Here is a 14336-nt window from a genome sequence, read left to right as displayed (position 1 = left end):
ACCGCTTTTCAATCATCGCTGTTCCTCCTCCAGCCCGCACTCCTCGCGGGCCGGCCCGTTTGACAGGCCATGTCAGCTTTATAACGTATACAATTTTTCTGTCAATTAGCTGACAATGAGAGAATTGTATTTTCGTGTGCGCTCCTCGGTGGAAAAACAAAGCCCCGCGGGCCGGCGGGCTGGCGCGGGGCATAAAACACGGCTTCGAGGATCCGTCGGGCAGATCAGCCGAGCTTGGGCGTCAGCATCTCGAACCGGTCGCGAATGGTGGAGCAGGTGTCGCCGCCAAGGCGTGCAATGGCGTCGATGACGTTCGGATCGACATGCATGGCGCTGTCGACGGCGCCCTCCTGGTAATGCGCGAAAAGGATCTCCCCCATGATGATCTGGCGCGACTTTCCAAGCTCCAGCGTGACGTGACGGCGGCATTCGAAAGCCGCTGGCGCCTCCTTGATCCAGGGCGCGGCGATGCGTTCGCCGGGCATGGCGGTCAGACCCGCTTCCTTCAATTCATCTATGCCGCGCGGATACTTAGTGCCGCAGACATGCATCGCCTCGGCAATGGCATGGGAGACGATGTTGACGGTGAAGACCTCCGTCATGCGGATGTTGTGGCCCGTGTCCTTGAACGACATGTCCGGGTTGTTCTCGACACCGATGGCAAGGATCGGCGGGTCGGCCGAAAGGCAATTGAAGAAGCTGAAGGGAGCGGCGTTGTAGCGGCCGTATTCGTCGACGGTCGTCACCAGTGCGATGGGGCGCGGAATGATCGTACCGATCATCAGCTTGTAGCGCTCGCGCGCGCTGAGCGTGGTGAAGTCGAAGGCGGTCCTCTCGCCCTTCTCGATTTCGTTGCTGCGGGTATCCATCGGCGCTCCTCTCCGGCTTTCCTTCGCCCGGCGCCGAAGATGGCCAATTGCCCGCCTCAGTCACGCATGCGATAATTCCATTTAAAGGATGCAATTATTGTATGCAATATATCCGAACCTTGCATCTGCAAAAATCTCCTGCCGGAGACAAGGACGGACCACACGCCACCACCTGCCAGCCCACTCAAGCGGGCAGGAGAGCCCGCGCCAAATGCAGCCCCGGTGGACAGGCCTGCCGTTTGTGTGCAATTTGCGCGCTACTTTTGCGATTCTGGAGACTGCCGCATGGCAAAGACAGTTGGCGATTCCGGCCGCGGTCGTTCGCAGGCCGTTCACCGGGCATTGAAGCGCGCCATTCTCGATCAGGCCCTTTCGCCCGGCGCCAAGCTGCCGGAGGACTCGATCGGGGAGCGGCTCGGCGTCAGCCGCACGCTCGTGCGCGAGGCACTGGTTCGCCTCAGCGAGGAAGGCCTCGTCGATCTCAGGCCGAACAAGGGCGCGACCGTGGCGCGGCCGACACTCGAGGAGGGCCGCAACCTGTTCCTGACGCGCGCCGCGCTGGAACGCCTCGTGGTCGAGACCCTTGCCGGCAAATTGACGCCGGACCAGATCGAGACGCTGTCTGCCCACATCCAGGCCGAGGACGCCGCCAAGAAGGAACACGCGACCTCGATCCGCCTGGCGGGCGAGTTCCACACCCTCCTGGCGCAGATGACGAACAATGCCAGCCTGATCCGCTACGTGAACGAACTCGTTGCCCGCAGCTCGCTGATCCTGGCGCTCTACGGTCGCCCGCATTCCTCCGACTGCGCCGTCTCCGAGCACCAGGAGCTGCTCGACAGCCTGATCGCCGGCAAGGCGGAGGTCGCCTCCAAGCTGATGACGCACCATCTCGATTCCATCACCACGCGCGCCCTGCTGCCACGCGAGGACGACCGCAACATCAAGGACGTGCTCAGCGCCTACGCGGCCGCCGAAGGCCTCGCCTGACCCGCCCCCGCCGCGCACGGCGGGGTGCTTGACAAAGCCGGTTTCAGCGTATTTCAATCGTTTTCAATGCGCGGGCAGCTTTGTCCGCCTCTCTCACATGACCTCGTTCGTCGAAGGGCAACAGCGCCCACAGCGACCCGGCTTCCGGGATCATCGCTGTGGGCTTTTTGTATTGGTGGCCAATGGTAGACCGCGTGAAGATCGGCATCCTCTATTCGACCACCGGCCCCTATGGCTCGATGGGACGGGATGCCCGCGACGGCGCGGAATTCGCCTTCCATGACTACCGCCAGCGCGGCGGGAACCGTATCGAGCCCGCCTATTTCGATCCACGGGCAGACCTTGCCGCCTATCTGGAGGGCGCGCGCAGCCTGATTCGCGATGAAGGCTGCCGGCACATCATCGGCACCATCACCTCGACGGCGCGCAAGGAAGTCATCCCGCTCGTCGAGAAGCACGACGGCCTGCTCTGGTACATGTGTCCCTACGAGGGCTTCGAGGCCAACGAGAACGTCATCTATATCGGCGGCTGCCCGAACCAGCACCTCATCCCGCTCTTCGACTATCTGCTGCCCCGCCATGGCACGCGGCCCTATCTCGTCGGCGCCAACTATGTCTGGGGCTGGGAGATGAACCGGCTGGCGCGCGAGCTGATCCACAATGCCGGCGGCACGGTGCTCGGCGAACGCTACCTGCCGCTGGAGGAGACCGCCGTCGAACGCATTGTCGCCGACATCGCGGAAAAGCGGCCGAGCTTCGTGCTCAACAATCTCGTCGGCCCGTCCAGTTACGCGTTTCTTGCCGCCATGCGGGCGCTCGGCGCGCGCGACCCCGCCTTCCTGCCGGAGAACTGCCCCGTCGCGAGCTGCGACCTGCAGGAATGCGAACTGTCGGACATCGGCGCGGGCGTCGCCACCGGCCAGCTCTGCGCAGCCTCCTATTTCCACACGCTCGACACGGTCGACAACCATGCCTTCAAGGCGCGGCTGCGGGACTGGGGCGGCGGGGAGCGTATCGTCTCCAGCCTGTTCGCCAGCGCCTACACCGCCGTCAGCCTGTGCATCGCCGCGATCGAGGCGGCCGGCTCCGATGCCCCGGAGCGCGTGCGCGCCGAGGTGCTGGCCCGCGACTGGCCCTCGCTCTTCGGCGACATGCGGGTGGATGCGGCGACCAACCATGCGGCCCTGCCCTTCCTGCTCGGCCGCATCAACGATGGGCACGGCTTCGACGTCATCGCCGCCGCCCCGGCACTCGCCGCCGATCCCTATCTGACGGGCGCCACGACACGGCCCGCCCCGCGCCTGAGGATCGTGTCATGACGCTGAAGACCCCGAACTTTACCGGCTGGCGCGCCGTCATCCTCAGCGAGGCGGACGGCAACACGGATCGTCTGCGTCGCCAGCTCGGCCTGCTCGGCGTTTCGGTGACCGTGCAGTGGACGCCGCTTTCCACGGCCGATCTGCCGGATCTCGTGCTGATCGATGCCGACCGGGGCTGGGACGAGCTCTTGCCCTTCTCCGACGCCTCGCCGGCCTGCCCGGTCGTCGCGCTGCTCGGCTCGGAAGCGCCGGGCCGCATTGCCTGGGCGCTGCGCCACGGCGCCGGCGCGATCATCCCGAAACCGGTTTCCGCCTCGACCGTCTATCCCGCCATGGTGCTCGCCGTCTCTCTCCATGAAGAGCGTCTGGAGACGCGCCGCCGCATCGCCCATCTGGAGGAGCGGCTGAAACTGCGGCCTCTCGTCTTTGCCGCCGTCACCCGCCTTGCCGCCGAACGCCATATCGACGAGGAGCGCGCCTATGCGATCCTGCGCGACTGCGCCATGCGCCGCCGCCTGCCGATCGAACAGCTCGCCGCCTTCTTCCTCGGCGGCTCCGAATCCCTGCGCGAGGTCGGTTGATGCGGGTGCTGAAGGAACTGTGCCGCCAGCCCGCGGCGGTGTTCGGTCTTGTCATCGTTCTTGCCGTGGTCATCGCCGCCATCGCCGCGCCATGGCTGGCGCCCTATGCGCCTGACAACCAGATGTTCGAAGGCCTGACGATCGAGGGCGCGCCGATGCCGCCCGGCGGGGAATTCCTGCTCGGCACGGACACGCTTGGCCGCGACCTGCTCTCGCGCCTGCTCTACGGCGCCCGCACCTCGCTGATCATCGGCCTCGTCGCCAATGGCGTCGCCGTCACCATCGGCCTCTTCGTCGGCATCACGGCGGGTTACATGCGCGGCTGGGTCGGCGGCATCATGATGCGCTTCACCGACCTGATGATGGCCTTTCCCGCACTGCTGCTCGCCATCGTGCTTGCCGCCATCCTGAAACCGAGCCTGTGGATCGTCGCCATGGTCATCGCGCTCGTCAACTGGGTGCAGGTGGCACGCATCGTCTATACGGAGACGCGCGGGCTGGTGGAGCGCGACTTCATCATGGCCGAACGGGCGCTCGGCGCCGGCAACGCGCGCATCGTGCTCCGGCATGTGCTGCCACATCTCGTGCCGACCGCCATCGTCTGGGGCACGCTCGGCATCGCGACGACCGTGCTCCTGGAAGCCACCCTCTCCTTCCTCGGCATCGGCGTGCAGCCGCCGGACCCCTCCTGGGGCAACATCATCTTCGAGAGCCAGAGCTATTTCCAGGCGGCGCCCTGGCTGGTCTTCTTCCCCGGCGCGGTCATCCTTCTGACGGCGCTCGCCTTCAACCTGGTGGGCGACGCACTGCGCGACATCCTCGACCCGACCCAGCGGGGCCGCGGCTGATGGCAAAGCTTCTGGCAAAACGCCTCGTCCAGTCCTGCCTGATCCTGCTCGGCGTTGCCGCCATCACCTTCGTGCTGCTCTATGCGCTGCCGGCCGACCCTGCCCGCATGCTCGCCGGGCGCAGCGCGACGGCGCAGACCGTGGAAAACATCCGCCGTGAACTCGGCCTCGACCAGCCGCTGCTGACCCAGTTCCTCAGCTATCTCGGCAATCTCGTCCAGGGCGATCTCGGCCGGTCCTATGCGCAAAAGACCGAGGTTGCCACGCTGATCGCCGCCCGTCTGCCGGCGACGCTGACGCTGATGGCAGCGGGCATCTTCGTCGAAGTGCTGCTCGGCCTCACCTTCGGCATCGTCGCTGCGCTGAACCGCGGCGGGGCGATCGACCGCTTCGTCATGGCCTCCGCCTTCGTCGGCGTTTCCGCCCCGCAATTCGTCGTCGCGCTGCTGCTGCTCTACGTCTTTGCCGCAACGCTCGGCTGGTTCCCGATGAGCGGCTACGGCACGGCCGCCCATGTCGTGCTGCCGGCCATGACGCTCGGCATTCTCGGCGCCGGCTGGTATGCGCGCATGGCGCGCTCGGCGATGATCGACGTTCTCAACCAGGACTTCATCCGCACCGCCCGCGCCAAGGGGCTGTCCGGCCGGCGCGTGGTGCTGCGCCACGCCCTGCCCAACGCCATCCTGCCCGTCGTCGCGATGATCGGCATCGATATCGGCCAGTTCATGGGCGGGGTCGTGGTCGTGGAGGCGGTCTATGGCTGGCCCGGCATCGGCCAACTTGCCTGGCAGGCGATCCAGCAGGTCGACATTCCCATCATCATGGGCGTCACGCTCACCTCCGCCTTCGCCATCATCGTCGGCAATCTCGTCGCAGACCTCATCGCGCCGATGATCGATCCGCGTATCCGTTCGCATTGAAACCAAAAAGGGGAACGAAAAATGTTCAATCGCTGGTTACTGACAACGACAACGGCGACCGTGCTCGCCTTCTCCGCACTTTCGGCCAAGGCCGAAACGCCCGCGCAGGGCGGCGAGATCGTCGTCACCTACAAGGACGACATCACCACGCTCGACCCGCATATCGGCTATGACTGGGTCAACTGGTCGATGATCAAGAGCCTGTTCTCGCGCCTGATGGACTACGAGCCCGGCACCGCCAACCTCGTGCCCTCGCTTGCCGAGAGCTTCGAGGTCGCGCCCGACGGGCTCACCTATACGTTCAAGCTACGCAAGGGCGTGAAGTTCACCAACGGCCGCGAGATCGTCGCCTCGGACGTGAAATATTCCATCGAGCGCGCCGTCAACCCGAAGACGCAGGGGCCCGGCGCCGGTTTCTTCGGCGCGATCAAGGGTTTCGACGACCTGACGGGCGGCAAGGCCGAGGTGCTTTCGGGCGTGGAGACGCCTGACGATGCGACCGTCGTCTTCCGCCTCTCGCGGCCCGATGCGACCTTCCTGCACGTCATGGCGATCAACTTCGCCTCCGTCGTGCCGAAGGAAGCGGTGGACGCGGCGGCCGGCGACTTCGGCAAGAAGCCGGTCGGCTCCGGCGCGCTGGTGCTGAAGGACTGGACGATCGGCCAGAAGCTCGTCTTCGAACGCAACCCCGACTATTTCGTCAAGGACGTGCCGCATGTCGACAAGGTGACGATCGAAGTCGGCCAGGAGCCTCTCGTCGCGCTCCTGCGCCTGCAGAAGGGCGAGGTGGACATTGCCGGCGACGGCATTCCGCCGGCAAAGTTCCTGGAGATCAAGAACTCGCCCGATGGCGCGGCGATGATCGTCGACGGCGAACAACTGCACACCGGCTACATCACGCTCAACACCAAGGTAAAACCCTTCGACGACGTGAAGGTGCGCCAGGCCGTCAACATGGCGATCAACAAGGAGCGCATCACGCGCATCCTGAACGGCCGCGCAACGCCGGCCAATCAAATCCTGCCGCCGTTGATGCCGGGCTACGACAAGGCCTTCACCGGCTATGCCTTTGACGTGGAAAAGGCCAAGGCCCTGCTTGCCGAGGCCGGCCATCCCGATGGTTTCGAGACGGTGCTCTATTCCACCAACACCGACCCGCAACCGCGCATCGCCCAGGCGATCCAGCAGGATCTCGCTGCCATCGGCATCAAGGCCGAGGTGCGGGCACTGGCGCAGGGCAACGTGATCGCCGCCGGCGGCACGGAGGGCGAAGCGCCGATGATCTGGTCCGGCGGCATGGGCTGGATCGCCGACTTCCCGGATCCGTCCAACTTCTACGGCCCGATCCTCGGCTGCTCGGGCGCCGTCTCCGGCGGCTGGAACTGGCCGTGGTACTGCAACGAGGCAATCGACAAGCGCGCCGCGGAGGCCGATGCCATGTCCGACCCGGCCAAGGCGGCGGAGCGCCAGGCGGCCTGGGGCAAGATCTTCACCGACATCATGGCGGATGCGCCCTGGGTGCCCGTCATCAACGAGCGTCGCGTCGTCGCCAAGTCGCTGCGCATGGGCGGGCCGGACAACATCTACATCGATCCGACGCGCGTCATCAATTACGACGCGATCTTCGTGAAGCCCTGAGCCTTCACCACCGGCTCTCCTCGCACCCGCGGGGAGAGCTTTCAAGAACAACAAACGACCGGGAGGCCTTCCATGTGCGTCGCCTGCACCCACACCATCCACCGCGCGCAGCATAATTTCGGCTGGGACCGCGCCTTTCCGCCGGCGCTGACGGCCAGGCCCGGCGAGACCATCCTCTTCGAATGCCTCGATTCCTCGGGCGGCCAGCTCGGCCGTGATTCGACGCTGGAGACGCTTGCCGCGCTCGATTTCGGCAAGGTGAACCCCGTCTCCGGCCCGGTCTATGTGGAAGGCGCGGAGCCCGGCGATGCGCTGAAGGTGACGATCCGCAAGTTCCATCCCTCCGGCCACGGCTGGACGGCGAACATTCCCGGCTTCGGCCTGCTCGCCGACCAGTTCAAGGACCCGGCGCTGCACATCTGGTCCTACGATACGGCAAGCATGGCGCCCTCCGCCTTCGGACCCGGCGGGCGCGTGCCGTTGAAGCCGTTCACCGGCACGATCGGCGTTGCGCCGGCCGAACCTGGCCTCCACTCCGTCGTGCCGCCGCGCCGTGTCGGCGGCAACATGGATATCCGCGACCTCACGGCGGGCGTGACGCTCTACCTGCCCGTCGAGGTCGAAGGCGCGCTGTTCTCCGTCGGCGATACCCATGCGGCGCAGGGCGATGGCGAGGTCTGCGGAACGGCGATCGAGAGCCAGATGAATGTCGAACTCACCCTCGACCTCGTGAAGGGCGCCAACCTCAAGACACCACGTTTCACGACGACCGAGCCCGTGACGCGCCATCTCGACGGCGCCGGCTACGAGGTCACGACCGGCATCGGCCCCGACCTGATGACGGGCGCCCGCGAGGCGCTGATGCGCATGATCGACCTTCTCGTCGCCGAGCACGGCTACAGTCCCGTCGATGCCTATTTGCTCTGCTCGGTCTGCGGCGATCTCAGGATCAGCGAGATTGTCGACATGCCGAACTGGGTCGTTTCCTTCTACTTCCCGAGGATCGTCTTCGCGTGACGTCGCATCAGGCCGCCCCGGTTCTCTCCGTCCGCAACCTCTCCGTCGATGCGCGCACGCCCGAAGGGCTGAAGCGCATCCTCGACGGCGTGAGCTTCGATCTTACCGCCGGCGAGACGCTCTGCCTTGCGGGGGAATCGGGGTCCGGCAAGTCCGTCACCTCGCTGGCCATCATGGGCCTTTTGCCGAAGGCTTCGCTGAAGGTATCGACCGGCGAAATCCGGCTGGAAGACCGCAACATCCTTGGCATTCCGCACCGGGCGCTGCGCAAGATCCGCGGTGGCGACATCGCGATGATCTTCCAGGAGCCGATGACCTCGCTGAACCCGGTGATGACCATCGGCGCCCAGATGGTGGAGGCGATCCGCGAGCATCGCGAGGATCTCTCCGAGGGAGCCGAAGCCATTGCCCGCGCAATGCTCGACGCCGTGCACATGAGCGAGGCGCCGCGCCGGCTGACGCAGTACCCGCACGAACTTTCCGGCGGCATGCGCCAGCGCGTGATGATCGCCATGGCGCTCTCCTGCCGGCCCAAGGTGCTGATCGCCGACGAGCCGACGACCGCACTCGACGTGACCGTGCAGGCGCAGATCCTCACGCTGATGCGCGAACTCCGGCGTGAATTCTCCACCTCCATCCTGATGATCACCCACGACATGGGTGTGGTCGCGGAAATGGCGGACCGGGTGGCGATCATGCAGCAGGGCAGGATCGTTGAGGCCGGCGATGCGCTCGACATCTTCGCGCGGCCGGCCGAACCCTATACGCGCCAACTGCTTGCCGCCGTTCCCCGCCTCGGCGCCCATGCCGGCACGGACGGACCGCCCCGCCTGACGGAAGCTGCGCCACCACCGGCGGAAAACCCAATCCTCGTCGTCAAGGATCTCAGCGTCACCTATGGCGCGCGCGCCGGATGGTTCAACCGGTCGCGCATCGCCCCCGCCACCGTCAGCGACATTTCCTTCGTCCTCAAGGCGGGCGAGACGCTCGGCCTTGTCGGCGAAAGCGGTTCGGGCAAGTCGACCACCGGCAAGGCCGTGCTCAACCTCATTCCCTTCGCGGGCAGCGTTTCGATCGATGGACACGAGACGCACGGCCTGAAGCCCGCCGCGATGCGCCCCGTGCGCCGCATCGCGCAGATGATCTTTCAAGACCCCTACGCCTCACTCGACCCGCGCATGACGGTCGGTGCGGCCATCGCCGAGCCACTGGTCATCCACGGCGTCGGCAATGCCTCCGAACGGCAGGACCGGGTGGCCGCCCTCCTGAAGCGCGTCGGCATGCCGCCGGATGCCGGCGGCCGCTATCCGCACGAGTTTTCCGGCGGCCAGCGCCAGCGCATCTGCATCGCCCGGGCGCTGGCGCTGGAGCCGAAGCTCATCGTCGCCGACGAGAGCGTCGCGGCGCTCGACGTTTCGGTCCGCGCCCGGGTGCTCGACCTGATGCTGGAACTGCAGGAGCAGATGGGCCTTGCCTATCTCTTCATCTCGCACGACATGGCGGTCATCGAGAAGATGTCGCACCATGTCGCGGTGATGCGCGGCGGGCGGATCGTCGAGATCGGCACACGCCGGCAGGTGTTCGAAAGCCCCGGCGACGACTACACACGCAACCTGATGGCTGCCGTACCGATCCCCGATCCGGCCCTTTATCGCGCGGCCCGGCACGCCTGAGGCCGACGAGGATGCATTGAACCAGAAAGCGCGGCAAAGAGGCCTCGCTTGACGATTTTGCTGGATGCCCCCTTCGTTCCGGACAAGAAAAATGCGCCGAAACCCACAATTTCGCGCAGCCGGACGTTGTAAAATCTCCCATCACCCGCACCGTCGCCCGACCCTTCCTGATTTCGCGCGCCTTTGCATGCTCTAGGCACAGCGCCGACTGCTCACACCCTTCGACAATAGCTGTTGCAGCGTCGTGTCGACGGGGATTTTGGATGAGTAAAACACTCTAAATCGAACACATTGACTGGCGAAGGGCCGAACAAAGGCGGGACTTCATACATACGGCGAATTTAAAGTACATATTTCTTATATTGCAACATTAAACCTATTACGCCGATTCAAAAATACAACTTCAATTTTGACTAGAAATACAAAAAATAAATGGCAAGAAATTTGGAACAAAAAAATAACAATCGTCAAAACCCGCCATAGATCGAAAACCTTTAAATACACGCAGCGGATGCATACTGTTAAAATACTGAAATCCGGGGCGAATTCGGGCAAATTATCGATTCCATAACCATTATAAAGCACATCCTTTACACATACCGACGATGGCGTCGGGTATAGCACTCATGTGCGGCATGACTTCATGACGTCAGAAATGAGTTCGACGCGGCAGAAGAGGCATGTCCACGCCAGGAACTGTCCATCATGAGAATCAAGACGCAATTCCTCATCCTCGCCTCGGCCACCGGCATTGCCATTGCCGGCCTCGCGGGCAGTCTGTGGGAATATACCGGCGCAGCCGGCGATGTGACGAATGCCTATGACCAGAAGTACCGGTCCTACCTTCTCGCCGACGGCTTCCGCCAGTCGTCCGACGATCTGACGCGCCTGGTGCGCACCTATGCCGAAACGGGGGATGCATCCTACAAGGACCAGTACAACGCCGTCATCGAAATCCGCAACGGGACCCGGCCACGACCGGAAGACTACCACCGCATCTACTGGGACTTCGTCGCCGGTGGCGAGGCAAAACCCCGCCCGGACGGTCCCGCCATCTCCATTCTCGACCTGATGAAGCAGGCCGGTTTCACCGACGACGAATTCGCCCTGCTCGATGAGGCAGGCAAGCGCTCCGATGCGCTCGTCAAGCTTGAGACCGAGGCGATGACCCTTGTCGACAATGCCGCCACGACAGGACCGGAGGCCCGGGACAAGGCAGCGCACATGCTGGATTCGCCCGAGTACCACAAGTTCAAGGCCGAGATCATGAAGCCGGTCGACGCCTTCTTCGTGAAGCTCGAGCACCGCACCCAGGGCGCCGTCGACGCCGCCAACGCCCGCGCCGCCTTCTTCTGGTCGCTGACCCTGGCCGCCATGGGCGCGCTGATGCTGATGCTCGCCATCATCGGCTACGTGACCTTCAAGCGCATCATCGGCGGCATGTACAAGCTTGGCAATTCCATGGGCCTCGTGGCCAATGGTCAGCTGGACACGCAGATCGACCTTGCCAGGAACAACGACGAGATCGGCGACATGGGCAAGGCGCTGGAGGTCTTCCGCCAGGGCGCCATCGCCAACCGGCGGCTGGAGCAGGAAGCGACGGAAAACCGCAAGAAGGCCGAGGCCGAACGCATCACCATGCAGGAGAAGGCCGAAGCCGACGCCGCCGAGCGGCTGCGTGTTGCGACATCCGGCCTTGCCGCCGGCCTGAAGCGCCTCGCCTCCGGCGACCTCGCCTTCCAGCTCAACGAGACCTTCGCACCGGATTTCGAGGCCCTGCGCCACGACTTCAACCGCTCCGTCGCGCAGCTCGGCACGACGCTTTCGGAAATCTCCGGCTCCATCTCGACGCTCGACACCGGCACCCGAGAAATCGCCGCCGGCACGGACGACCTTTCGAAGCGCACGGAGCAGCAGGCCGCCTCGCTGGAGGAAACGGCAGCGGCGCTCGACGAGATCACCGTCAATGTCGCCAACTCCTCCAAACGCACGGAAGAGGCCAAGGATGTCGCCGGCCGCGCCAACCATTCGGCGGCCGAATCCGCAGAAGTCGTCTCCCATGCGGAAGAGGCGATGCGCAAGATCGAGGAAAGCTCGCAGCAGATTTCCAACATCATCGGCGTCATCGACGAGATCGCCTTCCAGACCAACCTGCTCGCCCTCAATGCAGGCGTCGAAGCAGCCCGTGCGGGCGAGGCCGGCAAGGGTTTTGCGGTCGTGGCACAGGAGGTGCGCGAGCTTGCCCAGCGCTCCGCCCAGGCGGCCAAGGAGATCAAGGGTCTGATCCAGAACTCGTCCGCCGAAGTCGGCACCGGCGTGAAGCTGGTGCGCGATACGGGCTCGGCGCTGAAAACCATCAGCGGCTTCATCGTCGAGATCAACACGCATATGGAATCGATTGCGACATCGGCCAAGGAACAGTCCGTCGGGCTGGCCGAAGTCAATACTGCGGTCAACGCCATGGACCAGACGACCCAGCAGAATGCGGCAATGGTGGAACAGTCCAACGCCGCCTCCAACACGCTGGCCAACGAGGCCGTGCGCCTGCGCGAGCTGGTCAGCCAGTTCCGGCTGGAGGGCGCCTCTGCCGCCCGTGCAGGCGGCCTGCGCACCGCGCGGAGTGCCGATTCCGCCGTTGCCTCCCCTGCCCGCACGCTCGGCCGCAAGGTTGCAGCCGCCTTCAGCGGCAATGCGGCCCTCGACACCAAAGGCGAGTGGGAGGAATTCTGAGACCACGCCGGGCCATCCGCGAGCCTGCGGGTGGCCCGGCATTCAAGGGACGCAGGCGCTTACCGCCGTCACGTCCTGTCGATCCGCCACGGCGGATCGATCCGGTTCGCCCCGGCATGGTAGAGGACGATGCGGTTGCCGCCGGGATCGAACAGCTCGGCCTCACGCCAGAGCCAGCTCATATCCTCCGGCCCGCGTTCAAACCGGAGGCCGGCTTCGACAAGAGCCCTGACCGTCCCGTCCAGATCCTCGCATTCGAAATAGACGGTGGTTCCACCCTCACCCGCCTCTCCTTGGTGCAGCGAGAAGGTGCTGTCGCCCTCCGGGCAGAGGAAGCGGGCATAGCGAGGCCGCGCGTCGACGACGGGCCTGAGGCCGAGCAGGCAATAGAACCGCCAGCCTGCATCGAGATCCGGCATCGTTACGGTCACCTGGTTGAGGCGCATGATTCCTCCTGCTGCCCTTCACCCGTCAACAAGGCCATGGTCGATGGCGAAATAGCAACAGTTTAAAGAAAGAAATTCGCGACCGTTGACAATTTTTGCGAATTTCTTCTTCTATCTCCGTCTCTTTCAACAAGGAGACAGTAAAAATGAAGCATTTTCCCTATACAGGCTCCGGCCCATATTGTTATTCAAACGCCTTCGCCATGATGTTAGGTGAAATTTCACCACCGACAAACGTCATTGAATTTGCAACGAGCAGTGCTTTCGGCATGCATTTGCTGCGGGGCACGCTGCCGTTTTTCGATCCATTCTGCTGGACGCCGGAAGCAAGCTTTGACGATACGCTGGCGGCGCTGGGCTGGGCCTCCGATCTCGTGCACGGCGACGACCCGCAATCGGCGCTCGCCACGCTCAAGGCTGCGCTGGTCGATGGGCCGGTCTGGATCGGCCCCGTGGAGATGGGTCATCTCCGGCACCAGCCGGGACGGATGGGGCCGATCGGCGCGGATCACTATGTCGTCGTCATCGAGATGGACGAGACGTCGGTGCTGATGCACGATCCGGAAGGCTTCCCCTACGCGCGGCTGCCGGTCGACCTGTTCCTCAAGGCCTGGCAGACGGAAACACTCGACTACGGCACCCCCTTCACCCTGCGCTCGGGCTTCCGCCGGACCGCTGTCAGGTCCAACACGGAGATCATCCGTGCCGCCTTGCCCGCTGCACGCAGATGGTTGGCCGGCGCGGGTGTCAGCGAGGTGCCGCCGGGAACGATCGGCAACGGCGAGGCGGCCGAAGCGCTCGCGGCAATGATCGAACGGGGCGTCGAGGAGGGGTTGCGCGACCACCTGATCCACTTCGCCGTCCGGGTCGGCGCCCGCCGTGCCGCGGACGCAGCCACCTGCCTCACGCAGATCGGCGAGGTGCAGGCCGCAGCCATCCTCGACCGTCAGGCCCGGCTCATCGGCTCCCTGCAATATCCGCTGGTCACCCGGGACGATGCAACCGCCGCTGCCCAGCTGCGGGCACTCGCCCCGACCTACGAAGCCCTTCTGGCAACCCTGCCGGCCTGACGGGTATAGGGCGGCATCTCGCTGGAAGATGATGCCGCCCAAAAGGGAAACTCCAGACGGCCTTGATTGGCATACCTTTCCAGCCTCCTCACAGCATGAAGCCCGCAGCCGAAGGGGTGGAGCATCCGGCAGAAAAGCTCGCTGCGCGTATATGCATTTCGCGTAAAAATTTTAACAATTTTACGTTGTGTATTATTTACAATCAACCGCAAGGTGTTAATCATATCCCACCCTG

General features: G+C 64.4%; 12 protein-coding genes. 10 read left to right on the top strand and 2 right to left on the bottom strand.

Translation table 11 applies throughout. The features are described 5' to 3' along the window. Positions 1–224: 224 nt before the first annotated feature. Positions 225–869, bottom strand: coding sequence for a flavin reductase family protein (locus tag AKG11_RS24385; RefSeq protein ID WP_050745789.1), 645 nt, complete (start codon positions 867–869; stop codon positions 225–227). A 285-nt stretch (positions 870–1154) separates the two neighbouring features. Here AKG11_RS24385 and AKG11_RS24380 point away from each other — a divergent pair, with 285 nt between their 5' ends. The 9 genes from AKG11_RS24380 to AKG11_RS24340 all read left to right on the top strand — a co-directional run bounded on the left by AKG11_RS24380 (position 1155) and on the right by AKG11_RS24340 (position 12585). Beyond that, entirely contained in the window at positions 1155–1859 is a 705-nt protein-coding gene (locus AKG11_RS24380; protein ID WP_023514937.1) for a GntR family transcriptional regulator, read from the top strand. Positions 1860–2041: 182 nt separating this feature from the next. Next, on the top strand, positions 2042–3178 hold the full coding sequence (locus AKG11_RS24375; protein ID WP_050745788.1) for a transporter substrate-binding protein: 1137 nt from the start codon (positions 2042–2044) through the stop codon (positions 3176–3178). Further along, a complete protein-coding gene (locus AKG11_RS24370) occupies positions 3175–3759 on the top strand; it encodes an ANTAR domain-containing response regulator (protein ID WP_050745787.1) in 585 nt (194 codons plus the stop codon). Before AKG11_RS24375 ends, AKG11_RS24370 begins: the two co-directional genes overlap by 4 nt. Then, positions 3759–4607, top strand: coding sequence for an ABC transporter permease (locus AKG11_RS24365; RefSeq protein WP_023514940.1), 849 nt, complete (start codon positions 3759–3761; stop codon positions 4605–4607). Before AKG11_RS24370 ends, AKG11_RS24365 begins: the two co-directional genes overlap by 1 nt. Further along, a complete protein-coding gene (locus tag AKG11_RS24360; protein ID WP_050745786.1) occupies positions 4607–5527 on the top strand; it encodes an ABC transporter permease in 921 nt (306 codons plus the stop codon). Before AKG11_RS24365 ends, AKG11_RS24360 begins: the two co-directional genes overlap by 1 nt. A gap of 21 nt (positions 5528–5548) precedes the next feature. After that, positions 5549–7165 (top strand): ABC transporter substrate-binding protein, encoded by a 1617-nt coding sequence (locus tag AKG11_RS24355; RefSeq protein WP_050745785.1) that lies wholly within the window; start codon positions 5549–5551, stop codon positions 7163–7165. A gap of 72 nt (positions 7166–7237) precedes the next feature. Continuing rightward, the gene (locus AKG11_RS24350; protein WP_050745784.1) at positions 7238–8182 is read left to right on the top strand and encodes an acetamidase/formamidase family protein; all 945 of its coding nucleotides are present in this window, start codon (positions 7238–7240) and stop codon (positions 8180–8182) included. Then, positions 8179–9855, top strand: a complete 1677-nt coding sequence (locus AKG11_RS24345) for an ABC transporter ATP-binding protein (protein ID WP_050745783.1) — start codon at positions 8179–8181, stop codon at positions 9853–9855. Before AKG11_RS24350 ends, AKG11_RS24345 begins: the two co-directional genes overlap by 4 nt. A 705-nt stretch (positions 9856–10560) precedes the next feature. Further along, positions 10561–12585, top strand: a complete 2025-nt coding sequence (locus AKG11_RS24340; protein WP_245290225.1) for a methyl-accepting chemotaxis protein — start codon at positions 10561–10563, stop codon at positions 12583–12585. A 68-nt stretch (positions 12586–12653) separates the two neighbouring features. On the opposite strand, the gene AKG11_RS24335 is transcribed toward AKG11_RS24340, so the two are convergent. Further along, complete coding sequence (locus tag AKG11_RS24335) at positions 12654–13031, bottom strand: VOC family protein (RefSeq protein WP_050745782.1); 378 nt, start codon at positions 13029–13031, stop codon at positions 12654–12656. A gap of 146 nt (positions 13032–13177) precedes the next feature. On the opposite strand from AKG11_RS24335, the gene AKG11_RS24330 reads away from it, so the two are divergent. Beyond that, positions 13178–14101 carry a hypothetical protein gene (locus tag AKG11_RS24330; protein WP_050745781.1) on the top strand — a complete coding sequence of 308 codons (924 nt, stop codon included), beginning with the start codon at positions 13178–13180 and terminating at the stop codon, positions 14099–14101. The last annotated feature ends 235 nt before the right edge of the window (positions 14102–14336 follow it).

Source organism: Shinella sp. SUS2, from assembly GCF_001262505.1.
GTDB lineage: Bacteria > Pseudomonadota > Alphaproteobacteria > Rhizobiales > Rhizobiaceae > Shinella.
This window is presented reverse-complemented; position numbering and strand designations above follow the sequence as displayed.

Excerpts from the sequence above, each read along its gene's own strand:
- AKG11_RS24380 (WP_023514937.1), top strand. The coding sequence starts at position 1,155 with ATGGCAAAGACAGTTGGCGATTCCGGCCGCGGTCGTTCGCAGGCCGTT.
- AKG11_RS24370 (WP_050745787.1), top strand. The coding sequence starts at position 3,175 with ATGACGCTGAAGACCCCGAACTTTACCGGCTGGCGCGCCGTCATCCTC.
- AKG11_RS24365 (WP_023514940.1), top strand. The coding sequence starts at position 3,759 with ATGCGGGTGCTGAAGGAACTGTGCCGCCAGCCCGCGGCGGTGTTCGGT.
- AKG11_RS24340 (WP_245290225.1), top strand. The coding sequence starts at position 10,561 with ATGAGAATCAAGACGCAATTCCTCATCCTCGCCTCGGCCACCGGCATT.
- AKG11_RS24355 (WP_050745785.1), top strand. The coding sequence starts at position 5,549 with ATGTTCAATCGCTGGTTACTGACAACGACAACGGCGACCGTGCTCGCC.
- AKG11_RS24335 (WP_050745782.1), bottom strand. The coding sequence starts at position 13,031 with ATGCGCCTCAACCAGGTGACCGTAACGATGCCGGATCTCGATGCAGGC.
- AKG11_RS24375 (WP_050745788.1), top strand. The coding sequence starts at position 2,042 with ATGGTAGACCGCGTGAAGATCGGCATCCTCTATTCGACCACCGGCCCC.
- AKG11_RS24385 (WP_050745789.1), bottom strand. The coding sequence starts at position 869 with ATGGATACCCGCAGCAACGAAATCGAGAAGGGCGAGAGGACCGCCTTC.
- AKG11_RS24330 (WP_050745781.1), top strand. The coding sequence starts at position 13,178 with ATGAAGCATTTTCCCTATACAGGCTCCGGCCCATATTGTTATTCAAAC.
- AKG11_RS24360 (WP_050745786.1), top strand. The coding sequence starts at position 4,607 with ATGGCAAAGCTTCTGGCAAAACGCCTCGTCCAGTCCTGCCTGATCCTG.
- AKG11_RS24350 (WP_050745784.1), top strand. The coding sequence starts at position 7,238 with ATGTGCGTCGCCTGCACCCACACCATCCACCGCGCGCAGCATAATTTC.